At 68.8% G+C, this 21,902-nt stretch carries 22 protein-coding genes and 1 tRNA gene; 9 read left to right on the top strand and 14 right to left on the bottom strand.

All coding sequences use genetic code 11. From position 1 onward, the window contains the following. The 4 genes from acs to L632_RS0117995 all read right to left on the bottom strand — a co-directional run bounded on the left by acs (position 1) and on the right by L632_RS0117995 (position 6,404). Complete coding sequence (gene acs / locus L632_RS0118005; RefSeq protein ID WP_028717134.1) at positions 1 to 1,956, bottom strand: acetate--CoA ligase; 1,956 nt, start codon at positions 1,954 to 1,956, stop codon at positions 1 to 3. A 266-nt stretch (positions 1,957 to 2,222) separates the two neighbouring features. Beyond that, on the bottom strand, positions 2,223 to 2,324 hold the full coding sequence (locus tag L632_RS25205) for an NAD(P)-binding protein (protein WP_198019313.1): 102 nt from the start codon (positions 2,322 to 2,324) through the stop codon (positions 2,223 to 2,225). 548 nt (positions 2,325 to 2,872) lie between these two features. Continuing rightward, positions 2,873 to 5,116 carry a phosphoenolpyruvate--protein phosphotransferase gene (ptsP, locus tag L632_RS0118000; RefSeq protein ID WP_028712059.1) on the bottom strand — a complete coding sequence of 748 codons (2,244 nt, stop codon included), beginning with the start codon at positions 5,114 to 5,116 and terminating at the stop codon, positions 2,873 to 2,875. A gap of 31 nt (positions 5,117 to 5,147) precedes the next feature. Further along, positions 5,148 to 6,404, bottom strand: coding sequence for an aspartate kinase (locus L632_RS0117995; RefSeq protein ID WP_028712058.1), 1,257 nt, complete (start codon positions 6,402 to 6,404; stop codon positions 5,148 to 5,150). Between the two features lie 164 nt (positions 6,405 to 6,568). On the opposite strand from L632_RS0117995, the gene L632_RS0117990 reads away from it, so the two are divergent. After that, the gene (locus L632_RS0117990; RefSeq protein ID WP_028712057.1) at positions 6,569 to 6,766 is read left to right on the top strand and encodes a hypothetical protein; all 198 of its coding nucleotides are present in this window, start codon (positions 6,569 to 6,571) and stop codon (positions 6,764 to 6,766) included. Here the strand turns inward: L632_RS0117990 and L632_RS24460 are convergent. The 5 genes from L632_RS24460 to pdxH all read right to left on the bottom strand — a co-directional run bounded on the left by L632_RS24460 (position 6,763) and on the right by pdxH (position 9,212). Next, positions 6,763 to 6,963, bottom strand: coding sequence for a hypothetical protein (locus L632_RS24460; protein WP_156933692.1), 201 nt, complete (start codon positions 6,961 to 6,963; stop codon positions 6,763 to 6,765). The genes L632_RS0117990 and L632_RS24460 overlap by 4 nt on opposite strands. A 224-nt stretch (positions 6,964 to 7,187) precedes the next feature. Then, positions 7,188 to 7,264: transfer RNA gene (locus tag L632_RS0117980), tRNA-Pro, on the bottom strand. Between the two features lie 69 nt (positions 7,265 to 7,333). Continuing rightward, the gene (locus L632_RS0117975; protein WP_232215662.1) at positions 7,334 to 7,708 is read right to left on the bottom strand and encodes a DUF192 domain-containing protein; all 375 of its coding nucleotides are present in this window, start codon (positions 7,706 to 7,708) and stop codon (positions 7,334 to 7,336) included. A 116-nt stretch (positions 7,709 to 7,824) separates the two neighbouring features. Next, the gene (locus tag L632_RS0117970; protein ID WP_028712054.1) at positions 7,825 to 8,418 is read right to left on the bottom strand and encodes a cold-shock protein; all 594 of its coding nucleotides are present in this window, start codon (positions 8,416 to 8,418) and stop codon (positions 7,825 to 7,827) included. A 131-nt stretch (positions 8,419 to 8,549) separates the two neighbouring features. Next, positions 8,550 to 9,212: a pyridoxamine 5'-phosphate oxidase gene (pdxH, locus tag L632_RS0117965; RefSeq protein ID WP_028712053.1), complete on the bottom strand. Its 663-nt coding sequence runs from the start codon at positions 9,210 to 9,212 to the stop codon at positions 8,550 to 8,552. Between the two features lie 83 nt (positions 9,213 to 9,295). Between pdxH and fabI the strand changes: the two genes are divergently transcribed. The 3 genes from fabI to gpt are packed head-to-tail and all read left to right on the top strand — an operon-like array spanning position 9,296 to position 11,242. Beyond that, positions 9,296 to 10,123: an enoyl-ACP reductase FabI gene (gene fabI, locus L632_RS0117960; protein WP_028712052.1), complete on the top strand. Its 828-nt coding sequence runs from the start codon at positions 9,296 to 9,298 to the stop codon at positions 10,121 to 10,123. Positions 10,124 to 10,132: 9 nt separating this feature from the next. Next, on the top strand, positions 10,133 to 10,735 hold the full coding sequence (locus tag L632_RS0117955) for a LysE family translocator (protein WP_028712051.1): 603 nt from the start codon (positions 10,133 to 10,135) through the stop codon (positions 10,733 to 10,735). A gap of 9 nt (positions 10,736 to 10,744) precedes the next feature. Beyond that, positions 10,745 to 11,242 (top strand): xanthine phosphoribosyltransferase, encoded by a 498-nt coding sequence (gpt, locus tag L632_RS0117950; protein ID WP_028712050.1) that lies wholly within the window; start codon positions 10,745 to 10,747, stop codon positions 11,240 to 11,242. 134 nt (positions 11,243 to 11,376) lie between these two features. On the opposite strand, the gene L632_RS23075 is transcribed toward gpt, so the two are convergent. From L632_RS23075 to L632_RS0117925, 5 genes are all read right to left on the bottom strand, one after another. After that, positions 11,377 to 12,642, bottom strand: a complete 1,266-nt coding sequence (locus tag L632_RS23075; protein ID WP_198021850.1) for a glycoside hydrolase family 5 protein — start codon at positions 12,640 to 12,642, stop codon at positions 11,377 to 11,379. Positions 12,643 to 12,653: 11 nt separating this feature from the next. Next, positions 12,654 to 14,156 (bottom strand): anthranilate synthase component I, encoded by a 1,503-nt coding sequence (gene trpE, locus L632_RS0117940; RefSeq protein ID WP_028712049.1) that lies wholly within the window; start codon positions 14,154 to 14,156, stop codon positions 12,654 to 12,656. Next, a complete protein-coding gene (locus L632_RS0117935; RefSeq protein ID WP_028712048.1) occupies positions 14,156 to 16,105 on the bottom strand; it encodes a peptidylprolyl isomerase in 1,950 nt (649 codons plus the stop codon). The genes trpE and L632_RS0117935 overlap by 1 nt, the downstream gene beginning before the upstream one ends. A gap of 126 nt (positions 16,106 to 16,231) precedes the next feature. Beyond that, entirely contained in the window at positions 16,232 to 17,407 is a 1,176-nt protein-coding gene (locus tag L632_RS0117930; RefSeq protein WP_028712047.1) for an aminotransferase, read from the bottom strand. A 10-nt stretch (positions 17,408 to 17,417) separates the two neighbouring features. After that, a complete protein-coding gene (locus tag L632_RS0117925; protein ID WP_028712046.1) occupies positions 17,418 to 18,215 on the bottom strand; it encodes a hypothetical protein in 798 nt (265 codons plus the stop codon). A 128-nt stretch (positions 18,216 to 18,343) separates the two neighbouring features. On the opposite strand from L632_RS0117925, the gene L632_RS0117920 reads away from it, so the two are divergent. From L632_RS0117920 to moaC, 5 genes are read left to right on the top strand one after another with little or no spacing between them, the layout of a single operon-like run. Beyond that, positions 18,344 to 18,934, top strand: a complete 591-nt coding sequence (locus L632_RS0117920) for an aminodeoxychorismate/anthranilate synthase component II (protein WP_028712045.1) — start codon at positions 18,344 to 18,346, stop codon at positions 18,932 to 18,934. Beyond that, entirely contained in the window at positions 18,931 to 19,968 is a 1,038-nt protein-coding gene (gene trpD, locus L632_RS0117915; protein ID WP_028717303.1) for an anthranilate phosphoribosyltransferase, read from the top strand. Before L632_RS0117920 ends, trpD begins: the two co-directional genes overlap by 4 nt. Further along, positions 19,961 to 20,629 (top strand): uracil-DNA glycosylase, encoded by a 669-nt coding sequence (locus L632_RS0117910; RefSeq protein WP_028712043.1) that lies wholly within the window; start codon positions 19,961 to 19,963, stop codon positions 20,627 to 20,629. The genes trpD and L632_RS0117910 overlap by 8 nt, the downstream gene beginning before the upstream one ends. A 9-nt stretch (positions 20,630 to 20,638) precedes the next feature. Beyond that, on the top strand, positions 20,639 to 21,430 hold the full coding sequence (gene trpC, locus L632_RS0117905) for an indole-3-glycerol phosphate synthase TrpC (protein ID WP_028717302.1): 792 nt from the start codon (positions 20,639 to 20,641) through the stop codon (positions 21,428 to 21,430). Continuing rightward, positions 21,427 to 21,897, top strand: coding sequence for a cyclic pyranopterin monophosphate synthase MoaC (gene moaC / locus L632_RS0117900; RefSeq protein WP_028712041.1), 471 nt, complete (start codon positions 21,427 to 21,429; stop codon positions 21,895 to 21,897). Before trpC ends, moaC begins: the two co-directional genes overlap by 4 nt. The last annotated feature ends 5 nt before the right edge of the window (positions 21,898 to 21,902 follow it).

Genomic DNA, 21,902 nt, shown 5'->3' with positions numbered 1-21,902 from the left:
TCAGTGCCGGTTCATTCTGTTTTCGATGAGTTCGTCGACGACGGCGGGGTCTGCGAGGGTGGAGATGTCGCCGAGGGCGGCGAAATCGTCCTCGGCGATCTTGCGCAGGATGCGGCGCATGATCTTGCCCGAACGCGTCTTCGGAAGACCCGGCGCCCATTGGATCAGGTCCGGCTTGGCGATCGGCCCGATCTCGGTGCGCACCCATTTCTCCAGGTCGGCGCGCAGCTCGTCGCTGGGCTCCACCCCGTTCATCAGCGTCACATAGGCATAGATGCCCTGGCCCTTCAGCGGATGCGGATAGCCCACAACCGCCGCCTCGGCCACCTTCTCATGCGCCACCAGCGCCGATTCCACCTCGGCCGTGCCCATCCGGTGGCCCGAGACGTTGATCACGTCGTCCACCCGCCCGGTGATCCAGTAATAGCCGTCCTCGTCCCGCCGGCAGCCGTCGCCGGTGAAGTAATAGCCCGGATATTGCTGGAAATAGGTCTCCATGAAACGCTGGTGGTCGCCCCAGACCGTGCGCATCTGACCAGGCCAGCTGTCGGCGATGCACAGCACCCCCTCGGCCGGGTCGCCCTCCTGCACCGCCCCGCTCGCGGCATCCAGAACCACCGGCCGGACCCCGAAGAAGGGCAGCGTCGCCGAACCCGGCTTGGTCTCGATGGCGCCCGGCAGCGAGGTGATCATGTGGCCCCCCGTCTCGGTCTGCCACCAGGTGTCCACGATCGGGCAGCGCCCCTTGCCGACATGCCGGTCGTACCAGACCCAGGCCTCGGGGTTGATCGGCTCGCCCACCGTGCCCAGCACCCGCAGGCTGGACAGGTCGTATTTCTCGACCCATTCCGGCCCCTGCCCCATCAGCGCCCGGATCGCGGTCGGCGCGGTGTAGAACTGGTTGACCTTGTGCTTCTCGCAGACCGCCCAGAAGCGGCCGGCATCGGGCCAGGTCGGCACCCCCTCGAACATCAGCGTCGTGGCACCGTTGGCCAGCGGGCCGTAGACGATGTAGCTGTGCCCGGTCACCCAGCCCACGTCCGCCGTGCACCAGAACACGTCGCCGTCGCGATAGTCGAAGACGTATCGATGCGTGATCGCCGCGAACAGCAGGTAGCCGCCGGTGGAATGCACCACCCCCTTGGGCTTGCCGGTCGAGCCCGAGGTGTAAAGGATGAACAGCGGATCCTCGGCCCCCATCGGCCGCGGCGGGCAGTCGGGGCTGACCTCCTCCATCAGCTTCAGCACGTCCACGTCGCGCCCCTCGATCCAGGTGGTCTGGTCGCCGGTATGCTTGACCACCAGGCAGCGCACCCGGTCCGAGCAATGCAGAAGCGCCGCGTCGGTGTTCGACTTCAGCGCCGTCTTGCGGCCGCCGCGCGGCGCGGTGTCGGCGGTGATCACCAGCTTGGCGCCGCTGTCGTTGATGCGGTTGGCCAGCGCGTCGGGCGAGAAGCCGGCGAAGACGATGGAATGGATGGCGCCGATGCGCGCGCAGGCCAGCATGGCATAGGCCGCCTCGGGGATCATCGGCAGGTAGATCACCACCCGGTCGCCGCGCATCACCCCCTGCGACAAGAGCACGTTGGCGAAGCGGTTCACCTTGTCGGACAGCTCGGCATAGGTGATGTGGCGCGCCGGCCGGGCCGGGTCGTCCGGCTCGAAGATGATCGCGGTCTGGTTCGCCCGCTCGGGCAGGTGGCGGTCGACGCAGTTCACCGAGGCGTTCAGCACCCCGTCCTCGAACCATTTGATCGAGACCCGGCCCATGGTGAAATCCGTGTCCTTCACCCTGGAATAGGGCTCGATCCAGTCGAGCCGCAGCCCCTCGCGCCCCCAGAACCCCTCGGGATCCGAGAGCGATTCGGCATAGAGCCGCGCATAATCCCCAGGCCCCGCATGCGCAGCAGCAAAGCCAGACGGAACAGGATGTTTCTCAAGCGATTCAATGGACATGGCTCCCCCTCACAGCGATCGCATCATTCCCCCTCTCCTGCGGCTGCGGCATCATTTGCCCGGGCCGGCGCAAGAGAGCTCCGACGCCATGTTAAGCGGAACATCTCCATTCTGTTAAGTGTTTATATATAAAGGGAATTTTGTAAATAAATTGACAGGATGGATATGCGATATGTAAATATTTTACAGACCGGCCTGAACCGTCATCCGGGGGCCAAACGGATACGCGGGACCGTTCCTGGGAACGGTCAGAGACGGTCGCCGGCTTATCGGTCAGCTTCCAGAATGAGGAAGTTCCGGCCCGCGCGCTGCGGATGCCGGGCGGTCGCGAGGCCGGCTTGTCCCGCACCAATGACACGCGCATCCAACGGCTTTTAGGGGGCAATGGTCATATTTGACCGCCCCAAAAAGCAGCGCGACGAGCGCCAGCTTAGCGATGGCGAACGCGGTCCGCATGACCAGGTTCTGGACTGTCCGGCGATGAAGAGCAGAAGCGCGCCCACGGTCGGCCCGAGGGCCCGCTTCGTGAAGCGCAAAGCAGGGCATTGCGCGGCTTTCCTGCCACACGCGCGCCTGTACCCGTGAACTCCGTCCTCTCGGTCCTGTGGCGAGAAACCTCCATCTTCTCCGCTGTGATGAAGTCCATGATCGCAGCCGCTGTCGCGTGCGCCGGATCGCAGAGAACCAGAATGGAATAGCGGAGATAGAGCGCGCCGATGCTGTCGCAGTAGGCGCGTGCAGCAGCATCGAAATCAATCATGTGCATGTTCGAAGCAGCTACATTGATAGGCGCCCCTTGAGGGTTTCCTCGCCAAAACCCCTTCGCCAGCTTCGGGTCCGGGTAAAAATCAATGCCTGCGCGAAGCCCGGCCGCCGGACCGCCCCGGCGTGCCGCCAGGGGCAGGCCGTCAGCCCGTCACTGCCGCGCGAGCCATTCGGTGATGCAGCGCCGCAGATTCGTCTCGCCCAGGGTCCGGGCGTCGTCGATGACCCGCTTCAGCTCGCTCAGGTCCACCCGCCGGATCAGGTGCTTGACCGGCCCGATCGAGGCCGGACGCATCGACAGCCGCCGGAAGCCGAGCGCCGCAAGCGTCACCGCCTCGATCGGCCGGCCGGCATCCTCGCCGCAGAAAGACACCGGCACCCGCGCCTCGTCGCAGCGCTGCACGATCTGGTCCAAGAGCGTGATGAACGAGGTGTTCAGCGTGTCGTAGCGCCGGCGCACCCGCTCGTTCTCGCGGTCGGCGGCAAAGAAGAACTGCTTCAGGTCATTGCCGCCCACCGAGATGAAATCGCACATCTCGAAGAACTTCTTCGGCGCGAAGGCCAGCGACGGGGTTTCCAGCATGGCGCCGACGCGGATGTCCGAGGGCATGGCGTGGCCCAGCCGCTGCTCGCGCGCCAGCTGCTCCATCAGCAGCTTGTGCGCCTCCTCGAACTCCTGCATCTCGGTGATGAAGGGGAACATGACATGCAGCGGGCGGCCCACAGCGGCGCGGATCAGCGCCTGCAGCTGCATCCGCAGCACGCCGCGCTTGTCAAGGCCGACGCGGATCGCCCGCCAGCCCATGGCCGGGTTGGGCTCGTCCTGCGGCTTCATGTAGGGCAGCACCTTGTCCGAGCCGATATCCAGCGTGCGGAACATCACCGGCTTGCCATGGGCATTGTCCAGCACATGGGCGTAAAGCGCCGCCAGCTCGCCCCGGCGCGGCACGCGGGTGCGGGTCAGAAACTGCAGCTCGGTGCGGAACAGCCCCACCCCCTCGGCGCCCGAGCTTTCCAGGCTAGGCAGGTCGGCCATCAGCCCGGCATTCATGTAAAGCTGGATCGTGGCGCCGCATTTCGCGGTGGCGGGCAGGTCGCGCAACCCCGCGTAACGCTTCTGCGCCTCGGCCTGCATGGCCATCTTGTCGCGGAAGGCCTTGGCGACGCTTTCCTCGGGACGCAGATGCACCATGCCCATGTCGCCGTCGACCAGGATCAGATCGCCGTTCAGCGCCTCGGAGGTGACGCGCTCGGCATGGATCACCAGCGGGATCGCCAGCGCCCGGGCGACGATGGCGGCATGGCTGCCGACCGAGCCCTCTTCCAGGACCACCCCCTTCAGCCTGCGGCCATAGTCCAGCAGCTCGGCCGGGCCGATGTTGCGGGCAACCAGAATCGGGTCCTCGGGCATCTCGGCGCCGGTATCGCGGCCCTGCCCGGTCAGGATGCGCAGCAGCCGGTTCGACAGATCGTCGAGGTCGTGCAGCCGGTCGCGCAGATAGGGATCGGCGGCGCTTTCCAGCCGGGCGCGGGCCTGGCTCTGCTCTTTCTCGACCGCCGCCTCGGCGGACAGGCCCAGCTCGATCGCCTCTTCCATGCGGCGCAGCCAGCTGCGGGAATGGGCGAACATGCGATAGGTCTCCATGACCTCGGCCGAATCGCCCGAACCCATGTCGGTGGCGGCCAGCATGGAATCGACCGTGGTGCGCAGCATGGCCACGGCCTCGGTCAGCCGGGCCTTTTCCTTCAGCGGATCGTCGGCGACCGGATTGGTGACCACCACCCGCGGCTCGTGCAGCCAGACGCGGCCCTCGGCGCAGCCCTCCTGGCCGGTGCCGCCGCGGAACATGACCGGAAAGCGGTGCTGCAAGGGCAGACTGTCGGCCTGCGAGCCGAGAAAGGCGCCCAGCTCGGCCATCTCGGCCAGCACCATGGCGACCACTTCGAGGCCGTAGACCTCGTCCTCGCTGAACTGCCGGGCGTCGCGGGATTGCACCACCAGCACGCCCAGCTTTTCGCCGACGCGCTGGATTGGCACGCCGAGAAAGCTGGAAAAGATCTCCTCGCCGGTCTCGGGCATGTAGCGGAAGCCCGGCTCGGCCGGGGCGTTGGCGGTGTTGACGTGCCGCCCGGTGCGGGCGACGCGGCCGACCAGCCCCTCTCCCAGCCGCAGCCGGGTCTGGTGCACCGATTCGGGCTTCAGCCCCTCGGTCGCGCAAAGCTCCAGCGTGTCGGGGTCGCGGAAAAGATAGATCGAGCAGACCTCGGTCCCCATCGAATCGGCGATGTGATGGGTGATCTGATCCAGGCGGTCCTGGCCGCCACCGGGGGCGGCCAAGGTTTCGCGCAGCCGCCGCAGCAGCTTGCGCGAGTCACTGTCCTTGCGTTCGGGCATGATCCTCCCGCTTCAGGCTGAGGGCCGGGGATCAGGCCCGTTCAAGCTCGAAGGCATCATGCAGCGCCTGAACCGCCAGTTCCATATATTTGCGGTCGATCAGCACCGAAATCTTGATCTCGCTGGTGGAGATCACCTTGATGTTGATGTTTTCGTCGGCCAGCGCCTTGAACATGCGCGCGGCGACGCCGGCATGGCTGCGCATGCCGATGCCCACCACCGAGACCTTGGCGACCTCGGTATCCACGACCAGCTCGTCATAGGCGATGGTGCCGGCGGCCTTGGCCTCCTCCATCGCCTTCTTGGCGCGGGCGACCTGGTTCACCGGGCAAGAGAAGGTCATGTCGGTCACCGCGCCGGGATGGTCCTCGTAATCGCGTTCCGAGATGTTCTGGACGATCATGTCCACGTTGACGCCGGCATCGGCGAGCGGCGCGAAGATCGCCGCCGAGATGCCGGGCCGGTCCTCGACGGTGACCAGGGTGATCTTGGCCTCTTCACGGGAATAGGCGACGCCGCTGACGACTTTCGATTCCATGATTTCATCCTCATCGCAGACCAGGGTGCCGCTGGTCTCATCCGTATCCTCGAACGAGCTGAGCACCCGCAGCCGGACCTTGTAACGCATCGCCAGCTCGACCGAGCGGGTCTGGAGCACCTTGGCGCCCAGGCTGGCCAGTTCCAGCATTTCCTCGAAGGCGATCTTGTCAAGCTTGCGTGCCTTGGAAGTGATACGGGGGTCGGTGGTATAGACCCCGTCCACATCGGTATAGATGTCGCAGCGTTCGGCCTCGAAGGCGGCGGCGAAGGCCACGGCGGTGGTGTCCGAACCGCCGCGGCCCAGCGTGGTGATGCGGTTGTCCGAGCCGAGCCCCTGGAAGCCCGCGACCACGGCCACCCGCATGCCCTCGGCGAATTTCTGGTCGATATTGTCGCGCGGGATCGACACGAAGCGCGCCGAGGAATGCTGCGAGGTGGTGTTGATCGGCACCTGCCAGCCCTGCCAGCTGCGGGCGGGCACGCCCAGCTCCTGCAGGGTCAGCGCCATCAGCCCGGCGGTGACGTTCTCGCCCGAGGCGACGACGGCGTCGTATTCGCGCGCGTCGAACAGCGGCGAGGTCGCCTCGACCCAGCCCACCAGTTCGTTGGTCTTGCCCGACATGGCGCTGACGATGACGATGACGTCATAGCCGCGCTCGACTTCGCGCTGAACCTTCAGCGCGGCATTCTTGATGCGGTCCAGGTCGGCCACCGAGGTGCCGCCGAATTTCATCACCAGAAGCGGCATTCCTTGCCCCCCAGCAGTTTCCGGGGCGCGTTCTATGGGCGGGCCGGGGAAAGAACAAGGGGCGGCAGGTGTTTCCGGGGCTTTCGCATGCATTATTTTGCCGGCCCATGCGCCGGGGCGGACGGGATCTTGATACGGCCGCCGCCGGACCGCAAAAGGCGGGCATGAAAGCGACGCATGACGAATCCACCTTTACCCTGACCGGCAAGATCTGGTCCGCCACCTATCCGCTGGACGAATTGCCGAAATGGCTGGCCTTCTATCGCAGCCGCAGGGCGCGTTTCCCCAAGGCCGGAGACAGCTACGACGCCACCATCGCCGCGCTGGAGGAGCTGGAACGGACCCTGTCCGGCCGGCGCTAGGCGCCGCGGCGGTCGCGCCAGCGGCTATGAATGCTCTCGCAATGCGCCCTTTCGGCAAAGACGCGGTCCATCAGCGCCATGAAGGCGCTGCGCCAGAAGGATGGCGGCTGCCGATAGACGCGCGAGCAAAGCGGCTCGGATTGCTGTCCCCCAAGTGTCCGGTTGATGCAGACGGACGCGCTCCACCAAGCGTTCATGAGAACCTCACTTACTCATCAAAACACCTTCGATCAGACGAACGTGACGCCCGGAAAACAGCTGGGCGCCCATCCAGTCATGAAGCGGCGGTGATGCAGGAAAGTCACGCTGGCTTTTTCGGCAGGCCGGGCCGGCACAGCGCCCCCGGATCGCCCGAGCGGCGCCGCGAAACCCGCGCCGGAGACCGGCCGGCAAGCGGCCCGTTCCCGAATCTGCATGAGAGTGGTCGGGGCGAGAGGATTCGAACCTCCGGCCTACGGTACCCAAAACCGTCGCGCTACCAGGCTGCGCTACGCCCCGGACCTGGGGCTATCTAGCGGCTGGCCGCGCGGGGGGAAAGGGAAAACTGACCACGCCCTGCGGCGGGTCTCAGTCGCAGGGCGCCAAGGCCGCGTCCTGCGGCAGGCGGGGATGGGACAGCACCATGCCGGGATGGATCCCCAGCCGCGCCGCATCGCCCCCCGGCACCTCCAGCACCATCAGCCGCTCGGGCGCGGGATCGTCCGGCGCGGCGCCGGGAATCGCCGTCTCGTCCAGCGGCCGCGCCATCGGGTGGACATGGCGCACCTCGCCGCGCGCGTCGATGAAGATCATGTCGAGCGCGATCAGCGTGTTGCGCATCCAGAAGCTGACCGGCTGCGGCGATTCGTAGATGAACAGCATGCCCTGCCCCGGCGGCAGGTCGCGGCGGAACATCAGCCCGCGCGCGCGTTTCTCGCCGCTGTCGGCGATCTCGACCGGCACCTCGACCGGCTTGCCCCGACCCAGGAACAGTGCCCGGTCGGGGTGGCAGGTGGCCGCAAGGGCCGAAGAATGATTTGTGATAAGAAGAGCTAGAACAACCGTTACGGCCCGCAACTTCATACCGCGCCCGCGACCAGCCGCAATTTAGCGAGCGCGGCCGCTCCCCCCGGTTGCAACTGCCGCGCCTCGATCGCGGCTCTCTCCCAGGAAAGGATTTGCGCGGCCATCATCCCCCGCCGCCCGTCGACCACCCGCAGCGCGATGGCCTCGCCCACGGCCAGGTCGGAAAAGCCCGAATGGCGCAGCACCTCGATATGCAGGAAGACATCGGCCTTCTCTGCGAAGATGTTGGCAAAGCCGAAGCCCTTGGCCTTGTCGAACCATTTCACCCGCGCCGGCAGCAGCGGCAGCTGCGCCACCTCCTCGGGGGTGGCCGAACACAGGTCGGCGATGGCGGGCATCGGCTCGCTGGCCGGCGGCGTGATCTCCAGCACCTCGACCGCCTGCATGCCGCGCGGCGTCTTCTGCACCATCGCCACGACATGAGAGCCCTCGGCAACCGAACTCTGTCCGAAATTCCTCAGCACATTGGCATGCAGAAGAATGTCGGCGCCCCCCTCGGGATCGGTCAGGAAACCGAAGCCCTTGCTGCCATCGAACCATTTCACGACGCCCGCAATCTTGCGCTGTTGCTCGTCGTTTTCTTCCATGTCGTCCTGTCACCCGTTAGAAAACCAGAAACAACCCGAACTCCGGTTCCGCGTCCTTCGATCCCCAACTGAACGAAGGTAGAGCCGGATTGGTCAGGTTTTCCATACCATGGATAAATCGCGGACCCGCATCAAGGGCTAAGACGGCACACTTGCCAGAAACTTTGCGTAAACTGCCGCCCATCTGGCGGCAATCCGCTGTTTTCGCCTTGATAATCGCTTCTCGTCCAGCGAAAGCGGTCGTGCAGCCGGAAGGCGCCATCGGCCCAGAACTCGATCTGCACCGGGCGGATTCGGTAGCCCCCCCAATGGGGCGGTCGCGGCGGATTCAACCCCAGATTGATTCCCAGCCGCGCCACCTCGGCCATCAGCGCGGCGCGGCTGGCCAGGGGCCGGCTTTGCCGCGACGCCCAGGCGCCGATGCGCGACTGCAGCGGCCGCGAGGCATAATAGGCATCGGCCAGTTCGGGCTCGACGCGGCTGACATGGCCGCGCACGCGGATCTGCCGGCGCAGCGATTTCCAGTGCATGACGAATGCGGCGACGCCTGTGGCCTCGATCTCGACGCCCTTGGCGCTTTCGAAATTGGTGTAGAAGACGAAGGCGCCCTCGGTGCCAGCGCCCTCGATCTCTTTCAGCAGCACCATGCGCACGTCGGGCAGGCCCGCCGCGTCCACGGTGGCCAGCGCCATGGCGCTGGCGTCGTTCGGCTCGGTCCGTTCCGCCTCGGCGAGCCAGCTGCGCGCGATGGCAAAAGGGTCGTCGCCCGCGAAAATTCCGCTGCGGTCGCTCATGGCTGCCTGCTCACCGACACTTGATGCCTCCCTGCAGTTGTCCTAATCCTGCTGAAAACCGAAGAAGCGCGAGGGGCAGCATCATGTCAAGTGAAGGCGGTACGGGGCTGATGAAGGGTCGCCGCGGCCTCATCATGGGCCTGGCGAATGACAAGTCCATCGCCTGGGGCATCGCGAAGGCGCTGGCCGACCAGGGCGCCGAACTTGCCTTTTCCTATCAGGGCGAGGCGCTCAAGCGCCGGGTCGAGCCGCTGGCGGCACAGGTCGGCTCCGACTTCCTCGCGGAATGCGACGTCTCGGACGAGGCCTCGATCGACGCGCTGTTCGAGACGCTGCGCGGGCGCTGGGACAGCATGGACTTCATCGTCCACGCCATCGGCTTTTCCGACAAGGAGCAGCTGCGCGGCCGCTATGCCGATACCACGCGCGACAACTTCCTGATGACCATGGATATTTCGGTCTATTCCTTCACGGCCGTGGCGCGCCGCGCCGCCGCGATGATGCGGCCGGGCGGCTCGATGCTGACCCTGACCTATTACGGGGCCGAGCGCGTCATGCCGCATTACAATGTCATGGGCGTGGCCAAGGCGGCGCTCGAGGCCTCGGTGCGCTACCTGGCCGAGGATTTCGGCAAGGACGGCATCCGCGTCAACGCCATCTCGGCCGGGCCGATCAAGACGCTGGCCGCCAGCGGTATCGGCGACTTCCGCTATATCCTGAAATGGAACGAGCTGAACTCGCCCCTGCGCCGCAACGTCAGCCAGGAGGAGGTCGGCAAGTCGGCGCTGTATCTGCTGTCGGACCTGGGCTCGGGCGTGACCGGCGAGACGCATCACGTCGATTCGGGCTATCACATCGTCGGCATGAAGGCCGTCGACGCCCCCGACATCGCCACCACGAAGAAGGACTGATCCCCGGCGATGAGCGTCGAGCAAGTCATCGCGCTTGTCTCGGCGCTGTCGCTGGCGATCCTGACGCCCGGCCCGGCGATCATCGCCACGGTGCAGACCGCCTTTGCCCATGGCCGCGCCCGCGCCCTGCCCTATGCGCTGGGGCTGGCCACCGGGGCCTCGCTCTGGTGCCTCTTCGCGCTGGCCGGGCTGGCGGTGCTGTTCCGGCTGCATCCGGCGCTGTTCACGGCGCTGAAGATCTTCGGCGGCTTCTATCTGCTGTGGTTCGCCTGGGCGCTGTGGCGCGCCTCGACCCGGCCGCTGCCGCAGGCGGCGGGCGGCGCCTCCAGGGGCTACTGGGGCGGCATCGCGCTCAATCTCTCGAATCCCAAGCCGGCGCTGTTCTATGCCGCACTGATCCTGTCGGTCTTTCCCGCGCCGATGGGCCCGGCGCGCCAAGGCTTGATCTACGGCCTCTGCCTTGCGACCGAGCTTTTCTGGTATGCGCTGGTGGCGGTTCTGATGTCGACAGCCATCATGCGCGCGCGCTATTTTGCCGCCAAGTTCTGGATCGACCGGGCCGCCAGCATTGCCATGGCGCTGCTGGGGCTGCTGTTGATCGTCAACCATTAAGGAGCCAGCATGAACGATCGCCTGCCCCATGAACGCGGATTCCACATCAGCTGGGACCAGATCCACCGCGATTCCCGCGCCCTTGCCTGGCGGCTGGAGGACCGAGAATGGCGGGCGATCCTGGCCATCACCCGGGGCGGGCTGGCGCCGGCGATGATCGTCGCGCGCGAACTGGACATTCGCGTCATCGACACGATCTCGGTGAAATCCTATCACGGCAAGGGCGGGCAGGAGCGCGGCGAGGTCAAGGTGCTGAAGGCCCCCGACCCGGCGGTGATGCTGGACGGCGACGGCATCCTGGTGATTGACGACCTGGTCGATTCCGGCCGCACGCTGGAACATGTGCGGACGATGTATCCCAAGGCGCATTTCGCCACCGTCTATGCCAAGCCCAAGGGCCGGCCGATGGTGCAGACCTATGTCACCGAGGTCAGTCAGGATACCTGGATCTTCTTTCCCTGGGACATGGCGCTGCAATACGTCCAGCCCTATCGCGGCGAGGACTAAGCGGCACGCAACGGCTGCGCGCGTCGCGTCCTGCACATCCGCCCGGGCCCCCAGCGCCCGCTTGGCCACCGATTGCCGGGTTTTCCGGCGGGACCGGCGTGCGGCATCGCTCATGGACAGGGCGGGCGGCCGCCCTATGGCCGCCGCATCCGGTCCCGCAGCAGCTCCATGAGCGCGCCGTCGCGCGGCAGCTCATCCGCCCGCCCCTCTTCGGTCAGCCAGTAGAACCGGCCGGGCGGAAGGCTGGCGGGAAGCTCGTAATCCATCCCTTCCCATTCGTCCTCGCGGAAGGAATAGAAGGCCCAATGGCCGCCGCGCGCCTCGACGGCGTCAAGGACGTCGGTCAGATAGGCGCCGCAGTCGGGCCAGCACCGCATGCAGCCGAATTCGGCGGCGACGATGCGGGTGGGCGGCAGGCCCTGCGCCTCGGCCCAGTCGAAGGCCGCGCCAATATGGGCGGCGACGGCGGCGCGGTCCCAGGCCCGCTCGCCCCCGGCATAGGCCGTCACCGCGCCGGGATAGCGCAGCGGCGCGTCGCGCTGCAGGTTCGGGGCGCTGGTCGCGGCATAGGGTTCATACATGTGGAAGGCGTAAAGCACCCTGCCGTCCGCCAGCGGCGCCGGCCAGGCCGCCAGCGAGCGCGGATTGGCGAACCAGCCGCCATCGACCATGATGGGCGTCACCGGATCGGCAGCACGGATCGCCGCGATGGTACGGACGTAGAAGCCGGGCAGATCGCGCAGGCCGCCCGACTGTTCGGCCTGCCAGGACCGCAGCGCCTGCTCCGTGCCGTTCTCGGCCGGGCCGCCGTGCTTTTCCGGCGCCGGCTCATTCAGGATGTTGTAGCCGGCGACCGCCGGATGGTCCCGCAATGCCGCCGCCAGATCGGCCCAGAACCGGACGGCTTGGTCCTGATAACCGGCCTCGGACCAGATGCGGTCGTCGTATGCGCCGCCGTTCTGCTGCGACCAGCGACCACCCGGCAGGCTCAGCGGCACGACCACCACCTTCAGCCCCGCCGCATGGGCATCGTCCAGCACCCGGCGCAGGGTGGCGAGATCCTCGGGGACAAGGCCGGCATAGCGGTCGGCATCGCCGATCAGGAAGTCCCGGCCCTTGCCCTTCCACTTGCTGAAGGACAGCCGCACCCAGGTCGCCCCGGTTCCGGCCAGAGCGCGGAAATAGGCCTGGTCCTGCGGCGCGGCGTTGAAGCCGTTCGCCCCGGGCTGCGGACTGTCCCAGAAGCCGATCAGGTCGGCGGCTGCGGCAGGCTGCGCCAGGGCAAGGCAAAGAGCGGCCGTCGCGGACCGGCGGAAGGTCGCGCCGGCGGCAAGGGCGCCTTCACCGACTGCCCGGAACAGGCCCCACGGGCGCAGGATCGGCCGGATCGACGGAGCCACCGGTCCCGCCCCTAGCCGTTCCCGCGCACGAAGCGCGCCGCCTCTTCCGCCGCGCGGCGCAGGGCGCGGCTCTTGTTCACCGTCTCCATGAATTCGGCCTCGGGGTCGCTGTCATAGACCACCCCGCCGCCGGCCTGGATGTAAAGCTGGCCGTCCTTGATCACCCCGGTGCGCAGCGCGATGCACATGTCCATCTCGCCATTGGCGGCGAAATAGCCGACGCCGCCGGCATAGACGCCGCGCTTCTCGGGCTCGAGCTCGTCGATGATCTCCATCGCCCGGACCTTGGGCGCGCCCGAGACGGTGCCGGCCGGCATCCCCGCCAGCAACGCCGAAAGCGCATCCTCGCCCTCGCGCAGCTCGCCCACGACGTTCGAGACGATGTGCATGACGTGGCTGTAGCGCTCGACGATGAATTGCTCGGTCGGCGTGACGGTGCCCATCTTCGCCACCCGACCGACATCGTTGCGGCCCAGGTCCAGAAGCATCAGGTGCTCGGCCAGCTCCTTCTGATCGGCCAGCAGGTCGGCCTCCAGCGCGTCGTCCTCGGCCGGGGTCGCGCCGCGCGGGCGGGTGCCGGCGATGGGGCGGACGGTGACCTGGCCCTCGCGCAGCCGCACCAGGATCTCGGGCGAAGCGCCGACGATCTGGAAACCGCCGAAGTTCAGGAAGAACATGAAGGGCGAGGGATTGGTGCGCCGCAAGCTGCGGTAGAGCGCGAAGGGCGGCAGCGGGAAATCCATCGCCCAGCGTTGCGAGGGCACCACCTGGAAGATGTCGCCGGCGCGGATGTAGTCCTTGGCCTTTTCCACCGCCGCGAGATAGGCTTCCTTGCTGAAATTGCTGCGCAATTCGCCGATCTTCAGGTCGTGGCCAAGCGCGCGCGGCTCGCTGGGCTGGCGGTCGAGCGAGCGCAGCGCCTCCATCAGCCGCTCGGCCGCCTGGGCATAGGCGGCGCGGGCCGGCGTGGCCGCGTCATGCCAGGCGGGGGCGCAAAGAGCCACCTCGCCCTTGACGCCGTCCAGCACCGCGACGACCGAGGGGCGCATCATCATCGCATCGGGCAGGCCAAGGGGGTCGGGGTTCACGTCGGGCAGCCGCTCGACCAGCCGGATCATGTCATAACCCAGATAGCCGAAAAGCCCCGCCGCGCCGGCCGGCACGCCCTCCGGCATGTCGATGCGGCTTTCCGCGATCAGGGCGCGCAGGCTGTCCAGCGCCGGGCGGTCGTCGGCCGCGAACTCGTCCGAATAGCGGGCGTTGCGGTTGATGCGCGCCTTGCCGTCGCGGCATTCCCAGATCAGGTCCGGCTTCATGCCGACGAAGGAATAGCGGCCGCGCACCTCGCCGCCGGTGACGCTTTCCAGCATGAAGGAATTCGGCGCCGCCTCGGCCAACTTCAGCATCAGGCTGACCGGCGTATCGAGGTCTGCCGCCAGCCGGATGGTCAGCAACTGGTTGCGGCCCTGGGCCCAGCCGCGTTCGAATGCGGCGAAATCGGGGGCGATCTCCATCACTGGACCTGCGCGTTCACCGCATCCACGGCAGTCTGGTTCAGGGTGACGCCGCCCTGGGCCTGAAGCGCGCGGGCGAAATAGTCGAAGACGTCCTGGCGCAGCGAATCCGCCAGCCGGGCCGAGATGCCGGCGCGGATCTGCGCGCCCTCCTCGCCGTCGGTCGCGGCGGGATGGATCTTGTCCAGCGTCACCAGAAAGACCCGGTTCTCGGCATCGACCACCTCGGTCGCGCCTTCCTCGGCGATCTCGAATGCCTGGGCCACCACGTCCTGCGGCACGCCGTTGATGAAGCCGCCGCGGGACAGGTTCGGCGCCGGCGTGCCGGGTGCGGGGGCGGGCTTGTCCGCGGCCGCGGCCTCGGCGTCGCCGCTGACGGGCGCCGCGGCGCCAAGGGCCTGGGCGACCGGCGCGGTCGCCGCCGCCGGGGCCGGCCCGATGCCGGGCTCGGCGGCCGCCTCGGCCTCGACGCGGCGCTCCTCGGCCAGCGCCAGCAGCTGGCGATGCGTCTCGTTGCGGGTCCAGTCCTCGGCCACCCGGTCCCGCACCTCCTCGAAGGGGATCAGCGCCGGCGGCACGAGCTCGTCCAGCCGCAGGGCGAACACGCCGCCATCCTCGGTTTCGAACAGCTCGGGAAAGTCCTTCTCGGTCAGCTGCGCCGCGCGCTGGCGGAATTCGGGATAGGCGTCGATGCCGTCGGGATCGGCCTCGGCGCCCGCGCTCCAGTCGATCTGGCCCAGCCGCATCGGCGTGTCGCGGGCCATGTCCTCCAGCGTCGCGCCGCCGGCCAGCAGGTCGGCGAACTCGCCCGAGCGTTCCTCGATCTGGCGGCGGGCGCGATCGACCGCCGCCTCCAGCCGCAGGTCGTCGCGGGCCTGCTCGAAGGGGATGTCCAGCGGCTCCAGGATCGCGTTCATCGAGAACAGCGCCGGCCCCAGTTCCGAGCTGGCCGGGCCGGCGACGCCGGGCTGGTCCAGCGCAAAGACCGCCTCGCCGGCGGCGCCCAGCTCCGCCTGGCTGACCTCGCCCAGATCGATATCGGCCAGCGTCAGGCCGCGCTCGGCGGCCAGCTGCTCGAAGGTGACCTCGCCGCGGTCGATGCGGGCCTTCGCCTCTTCGGCGGCGGCGACGGTGGGAAAGACCAGCCGCTCGACCATGCGGCGCTCGGGTTGCTGGAACTCGTCGATGCGGTCCTGATAGAGATCGCGCAGCGCCTGCTCATCGACCTCGACCTCGTCCTCCAGCATCTCGGGGGTCAGCCAGACATAGGTGATCTTGCGGATCTCGGGCGCGGTGAAGCGGTCGGCATTGGCCTTGTGCCAGGCCTGCAGCGTCGCCTCGTCGGGTGCGGCGACCGGGGCGGGCAGGTCCTCGGCGGTCAGCTCGCGCCAGTGGATGTCGCGGGTCTCCAGCAGCCAGCCCTGGGTCAGCGCCACCACCGGCTGCGGCGCCTCGACCCCGGCCAGCGCCGCGCGCTGCAGGATCAGCCGGGCCAAGTCCATGCGCAGGTCGTGTTCGAACTCGGCCTCGCGCATCCCCTCGCGGCGCAGCGCGTCGGCATAGATGTTGCGGTCGAACTGGCCGTTCATGCCCCGAAAGGCGGACATGCCGGTGATCTGCTCGGCCACCGCCTTGTCGCCGACCGAGACGCCCACCCGGTTCGCCTCGGCCTCAAGCGCGGCGGCGGTGTAAAGCCGCGCCAGCGCCGCCTGATCGACGCCGATGGCCTTGGCCTCGGCGGCGCTGATCTGCCGGCCGGTGCGGGCCGAGAAGTCCTGCATCTCGGCGCGCAGGGTGCGGGCATAGTCCTGCGACGAAATCCCGACATCGCCGACCGAGCCGATATCGGCCGAGCCGCCCGAGAAATTGGTGACGCCGAAGCCGCCCAGCCCCAGAACCAGCATGCCCATCAGCAACCAGACGATGGTCGATTTGCCCTTGCCCCGCATCTTGTCGCCGTGCCCCGCCACTTGTTCTTGTCAGTCAGCGCAAGTCTTTAGGATGCCAAGGGCCCGGCGGCAAGTGCCGCGACGCCGCGCCGCCTCCTCGCGCCCTTCACAATCCGGTCGGCGCCATCAGGGCCGGAAGGCATCCAGCCGCCGCATCAGCGCCGCGATGCCGTCCCGGTCGGCATTGGCGAAGGCGATGCGCAGGTGGCACGCGGCCTCGGGATCGTCGGCGGGCATGAACATGGTGCCGGGCAGCAGCAGCACCCCGGCCTCGCGCAGCAGGCGTTGCGCCAGCTCCGGCGCGGGCATGTCGAAGGGATGCTCGACCCAGGCGAAATAGGCGCCGCAGCCCTTGACGCGCCAGCCCGGCAGCGCCGCCATGCCCTGGGCCATGGCGTTGCGGCGGGCCAGGATCTCGGCCCGCTCGCCGGCCAGCCAGCCCCTCAGGTTCGCCATGCCCCAGGCAGCGCCGATCTGGCCCAGCTGGCCGGCGCAGATGGCGACGGTGTCGAGGAACTTCTCGACCTCGGCCATGCGGGCCGGGCTGGCGATCAGCGCCCCGACGCGATGCCCGGTCAGCCGATAGGCTTTCGAGAAGCTGTAGAGATGGATCAGCGTGTCGCCCCAGTCGGGATCGGCGAACAGGTCGTGCGGCGCGTCCTCGCGCGCGTCGAAATCGCGATAGGTCTCGTCCAGGACCAGCGCCAGCCCGCGCGACCGCGCCAGATCGAAGAAGCCGCGCAGCAGTCCGGCCGGATATTCCGCGCCCGAGGGATTGTTGGGGCTGACCAGCACGATGGCGCGCGAGCGGTCCGAGATCAGCCGGGCAGCCGCCTCGGCGTCGGGCAGCATGCCCGGGCCACAGCGCAGCGGCACGGCCCGGATGCCCTGCATGTCCAGCCACATCTTGTGATTGAAATACCAGGGCGTGGGCAGGATCACCTCGTCCCCCGCCCGGGCCAGCGTCTGGATGGCGGCGCAGAACGCCTGGTTGCAGCCCTGGGTGATCGCGACCTCTTCGGGGCGGATGGGGCCGGCATAGGCGCGGCTCCAGTCGCGGGCCACCGCCTCGCGCAGTTCGGGACGGCCCAGCACCGGGCCGTAGAGATGCGCGTCGGGCCGCTCCAGCGCCGCCTCGGCCATGGCGCGGCGCAGGGCTTCCGGCGGCGGTTCGACCGGCGCGGCCTGGCTGAGGTTGATCAGCGGCCGCTCGGGCGGGAAAGCCAGCCCTTGCAGCCAGCGGCGGGCCTCCATCACCGGCGGGCGGAAGGTGGCGGCAAGGGCGGGATTGAGCGGCAGCATGGGCAGGGTCTCAGTCGGTAAGGCGCAATCCGCCGAAATCCGGCGGCGTGGACAGGTCGAAGCCCGAGCCCGCGGCAGACGGCGGGGCGGCGGCTTCCTCCTCCGGGCCCGGCTCGGCCGGGGCAGCCGCGGCCGGCGGTTCCGGCGTGCCTGCGGCCGTCGGGGCAGCGGCGGGCAGCGCCCGCTCGGGCGCCCGGTCGAGGCTGGGCACCACCACCTTGCCGGGCGGCGGCACCGGGATCGGCGCCTCGGCCGCCGGGTCGGGCAGATCGGCGGGGCCGGCCTCGGGCGGCGTCATCTCGGGGGCGCTGGGGGCTTGGGCCGGGGTTTCGGGCCGGCTGTCGGCGGCATCGGCACGGGTCGGCGCCGCCTCGCCGGCGGGCTGCGGGACGGCGGGGGCGGCGGGCCGCGCCGGCGGCTCGCCGGCCAGCGGCGCGGGGCGCTGCGGCTGCATGTCGGTGCTGCGGGCAAATTCGGATTCGGCCGGCACCGAGAGCGAGGTGGCGGCGCCCGGCCCGGCCGCTGCCTCGCCGGGCGTTCCCGGTCGAACGGGTTCCGACCCCTCGGTTGCGGCTGCCTCGGCAGGCGGCTCGACAGAGGCCGGATCGGCGGGCGGTTTCGACGGCTCCGGCGCCGGGATTGCCGGCGCCTCGACGGCCTCGGCGGTCGGCTCCCTCTCCCCGCTTTCGCCGGCGGCGGGCAGCGGGGCCGGGCGCGGCGGCTGCGGCAGGGCCAGCGACAGCGCGGCCAACGCGGCGCCGCAGACCAGCACGCCATGAACCAGACCCGTCGCGAACCCTCTTGCCATGCCTCGACCGTCCCGCCCTTGGCTTTCACGCCGGTTTTTCTTGCCCGCGGGCTTGACCCACCGCAAGGCTTTAGCCCATCTATAGCCGCAGATTTTCCGGGGTTCACCCCCCAATGCAAGGCCCCGCCATGATCCTGCTCATCGACAATTACGACAGCTTCACCTGGAACCTCGTGCATTACATGGGCGAGGCCGGGGCGGATGTGGTCGTGCGCCGCAACGACGTGCTTTCCGTCGAGGAGGCGCTGGAGATGGGCGCACAGGGCATCGTCATCTCGCCCGGGCCCTGCGATCCGGCCCATGCCGGCATCATCGTGCCGCTGATCAAGGCGGCGGCGGAAAGGGGCGTGCCGCTGTTCGGCGTCTGCCTGGGCCATCAGGCCATCGGCGAGGCCTTCGGCGGCAAGGTGGTGCGCGCCTCGCGCATCGTGCATGGCAAGACCGACGCGATCAGCCATGACGGCACCGGGGTCTTCGCCGGCCTGCCCTCGCCCCTGACCGCGACGCGCTATCACTCGCTGACGGTCGAGCCGGAAAGCCTGCCCGACTGCCTGCGCGTCACCGCCACCGCCGCCGACGGCACCATCATGGGGCTGGTGCACAAGACCCTGCCGGTCGAGGGCGTGCAGTTCCACCCCGAAAGCATCGCCTCGGAATACGGCCACGACATGATCCGCAACTTCCTGCGCCGCTGCCAGAACCTGGGCGCTGCGGCATGAGCGCCGCCGTCACCGACATCCGGCCGCTGATCGGCCTGGCCGCCAGCCGGCCGCTGACCGGCACCGAGGCCGAGGCGGCCTTCGGCGCCTTGTTCGAGGGCGCGGCCACCCCCGCCCAGATCGGCGGGCTGCTGATGGCGATGCGCGTGCGCGGCGAGACGGTCGAGGAGATGGCCGCCGCCACCCGCGCCATGCGCGCACGGATGAACCGCATCAAGGCCCCCGCGGGCGCCATGGACATCGTCGGCACCGGCGGCGACGGCAAGGGCACGCTGAACATCTCGACCGCCACGGCCTTCGTGGTCGCGGGCGCCGGCGTGCCGGTCGCCAAGCATGGCAACCGCAACCTGTCCTCGAAATCGGGCTCGGCCGATGCGCTGACCCATCTGGGGCTGAACGTCATGTCCACCCCCGAGATCGCCGAGCGGGCGCTGGCCGCCACCGGCATCTGCTTCATGATGGCGCCGGTGCATCATCCCGCCATGCGCCATGTCGGCCCGGCGCGGGCGGAACTGGGCACGCGGACGATCTTCAACCTGCTGGGGCCGATGACCAATCCCGGCGGGGTGCGGCGGCAGCTGACCGGCACCTTCGACCGGGTCTGGAACCGGCCGATGGCCGAGACGCTGCGCGAGCTGGGCAGCGAGGCCGCCTGGCTGGTGCATGGCGGCGACGGCACCGACGAGATCTCGATCGCCGAGCCGACCTGGGTGGCGCAGCTGAAGGACGGCGAGATCACCGAGTTCCAGATATCGCCCGAGGATGCCGGCCTGCCGGTGCATCCGTTCGAGGCGATCCTGGGCGGCGATCCGGCGCAGAACGCCGCGGCGCTGCGGGCGCTGCTGGACGGCGCGCCGGGCGCCTATCGCGACGCGGTGGTGCTGAACGCCGCCGCGGCGCTGCTGATCGCGGGTAAGGCCGGCGACCTGCGCGAGGGCGCCGAGATCGCCCGCGACGCCATCGACAGCGGCAAGGCCAAGGCCAAGCTGGCCGCGCTGGCGGCCGAGGTCGGCGCGCCGGAAGCTCATGACTGAACCCGCCGCCGTCCCTCGCGCCTGGGCCGATCTGCCATTCTTTCAGCAGGATTGGCCGACCATCGCCGCCCGGCTGCCGCAGCGCGACTGGCTGCCCGGCCCCGCCCGCGTCTTCGCCGCGCTGGAGCTGACCCCGCCCGAGCAGGTGCGGGTGGTGATCCTGGGCCAGGACCCCTATCCGACGCCCGGCCATGCCAACGGGCTGGCCTTTTCGGTCACGCCGGAAACCGCGCTGCCGCGCTCGCTGAAGAACATCTATGCCGAGCTGCGCGAGGATATCGGCGCCGCGCCCCCGAACGGCGACCTGAGCCATTGGGCGCGGCAGGGGGTGCTGCTGCTCAACACCTCGCTTTCGGTGCTGCCCGGACAGGCCGGGGCCCATGCGAAATGGGGCTGGGAGAAGCTGGCGCGTCAGGCCGTCACCCGCGCGCAGCGGCAGCGCCCGCTGGCCTTCATCCTCTGGGGTGCCCATGCGCAGAAGGCGCTGGCCGGACTGCCGCGCCCGCAGGACCTGGTGATCGAAAGCGCGCATCCCTCGCCGCTTTCAGCGCGGCGCGGCTTCTTCGGCTCGCGCCCGTTCAGCCGGGTGAACGACTGGCTGCGGGCGCGGGGCGAGCCTGTGATCGACTGGGCCCTTTCCGAAACCGCCGCCGCGGGGTAAACCGACGTCATGGACATTCTCGACCGCATCAAGGCCTACAAGCTGGAAGAAATCGCCGCCGCCAAGGCCGCCCGGCCGCTGTCGGGCGTCGAGGCTGCCGCCCGCGCCGCCTCGGCCCCGCGCGGCTTTGCCCGCGCGCTGGCCGCGAAGGCCGCGACCGGCCATGCGCTGATCGCCGAGATCAAGAAGGCCAGCCCCTCCAAGGGTCTGATCCGCCCGGATTTCGACCCGCCGGCGCTGGCCCGCGCCTATGAAGCCGGGGGGGCCGCTTGCCTTTCGGTGCTGACCGACGCCCCCAGTTTCCAAGGCGCGCCCGAATTCCTGACCGCCGCGCGCGATGCCTGCGGCCTGCCGGCGCTGCGCAAGGATTTCCTCTATGACACCTATCAGGTGGCCGAGGCCCGCGCCTGGGGTGCCGATTGCATCCTGATCATCATGGCCTCGGTCGACGACACGCTGGCCGCCGAACTCGAGGACGCGGCCATCCATTGGGGTATGGACGCGCTGGTCGAGGTCCACGACCGCGAGGAACTGGACCGTGCGCTGCGTCTGAAATCGCCGCTGATCGGCGTGAACAACCGCAACCTCAAGACTTTCGAGGTCAGCCTGGACGTGACGCTGGAACTGGCGCCGCATGTGCCGACCGGCCGCGACCTAGTCTGCGAAAGCGGGCTGTTCACCCCCGCCGAACTGGACCGCATGGCCGAGGCCGGGGTCCGGCGCTTCCTGATCGGCGAAAGCCTGATGCGGCAGGCCGACGTGACCGGCGCCACCCGGCAGATCCTGGGCCTCGCGGCATGAGCCTGACGCATTTCGACGCCCAAGGCCAGGCGCATATGGTCGATGTCTCCGAAAAGCCCGAGACCGCGCGCGAGGCGGTGGCCGAGGGCCTGGTCATCATGGCGCCCGAGACGCTGGCGCTGGCGCAGGACGGCGCGGCCAAGGGCGACGTGATGGGCGTGGCGCGGCTGGCCGGCATCATGGGCGCCAAGCGCACCGCCGACCTGATCCCGCTTTGCCATCCGCTGCCGATCACCAAGGTCTCGGTCGATCTGGCGGCCGATCCGGCTCTGCCCGGCATCCGCGTCACCGCCACCGTCCGAACGGCCGGCAAGACCGGCGTCGAGATGGAGGCGCTGACCGCCGTCTCGACCGCCTGCCTGACCGTCTATGACATGCTCAAGGCCGCGCAGAAGGACATGCGCATCGAAGGCATCCGCCTGCTCTCCAAGACCGGCGGCAAATCGGGCGACTTCCGCGCGCCCTGAGGGGG

The sequence above is a fragment of the Paracoccus sp. J39 genome, from assembly GCF_000518925.1.
In the GTDB taxonomy this organism is placed as follows: domain Bacteria; phylum Pseudomonadota; class Alphaproteobacteria; order Rhodobacterales; family Rhodobacteraceae; genus Paracoccus.
The sequence above is the reverse complement of the archived record's forward strand: the minus strand, read 5'-3'. Positions and strand labels throughout refer to the sequence as shown.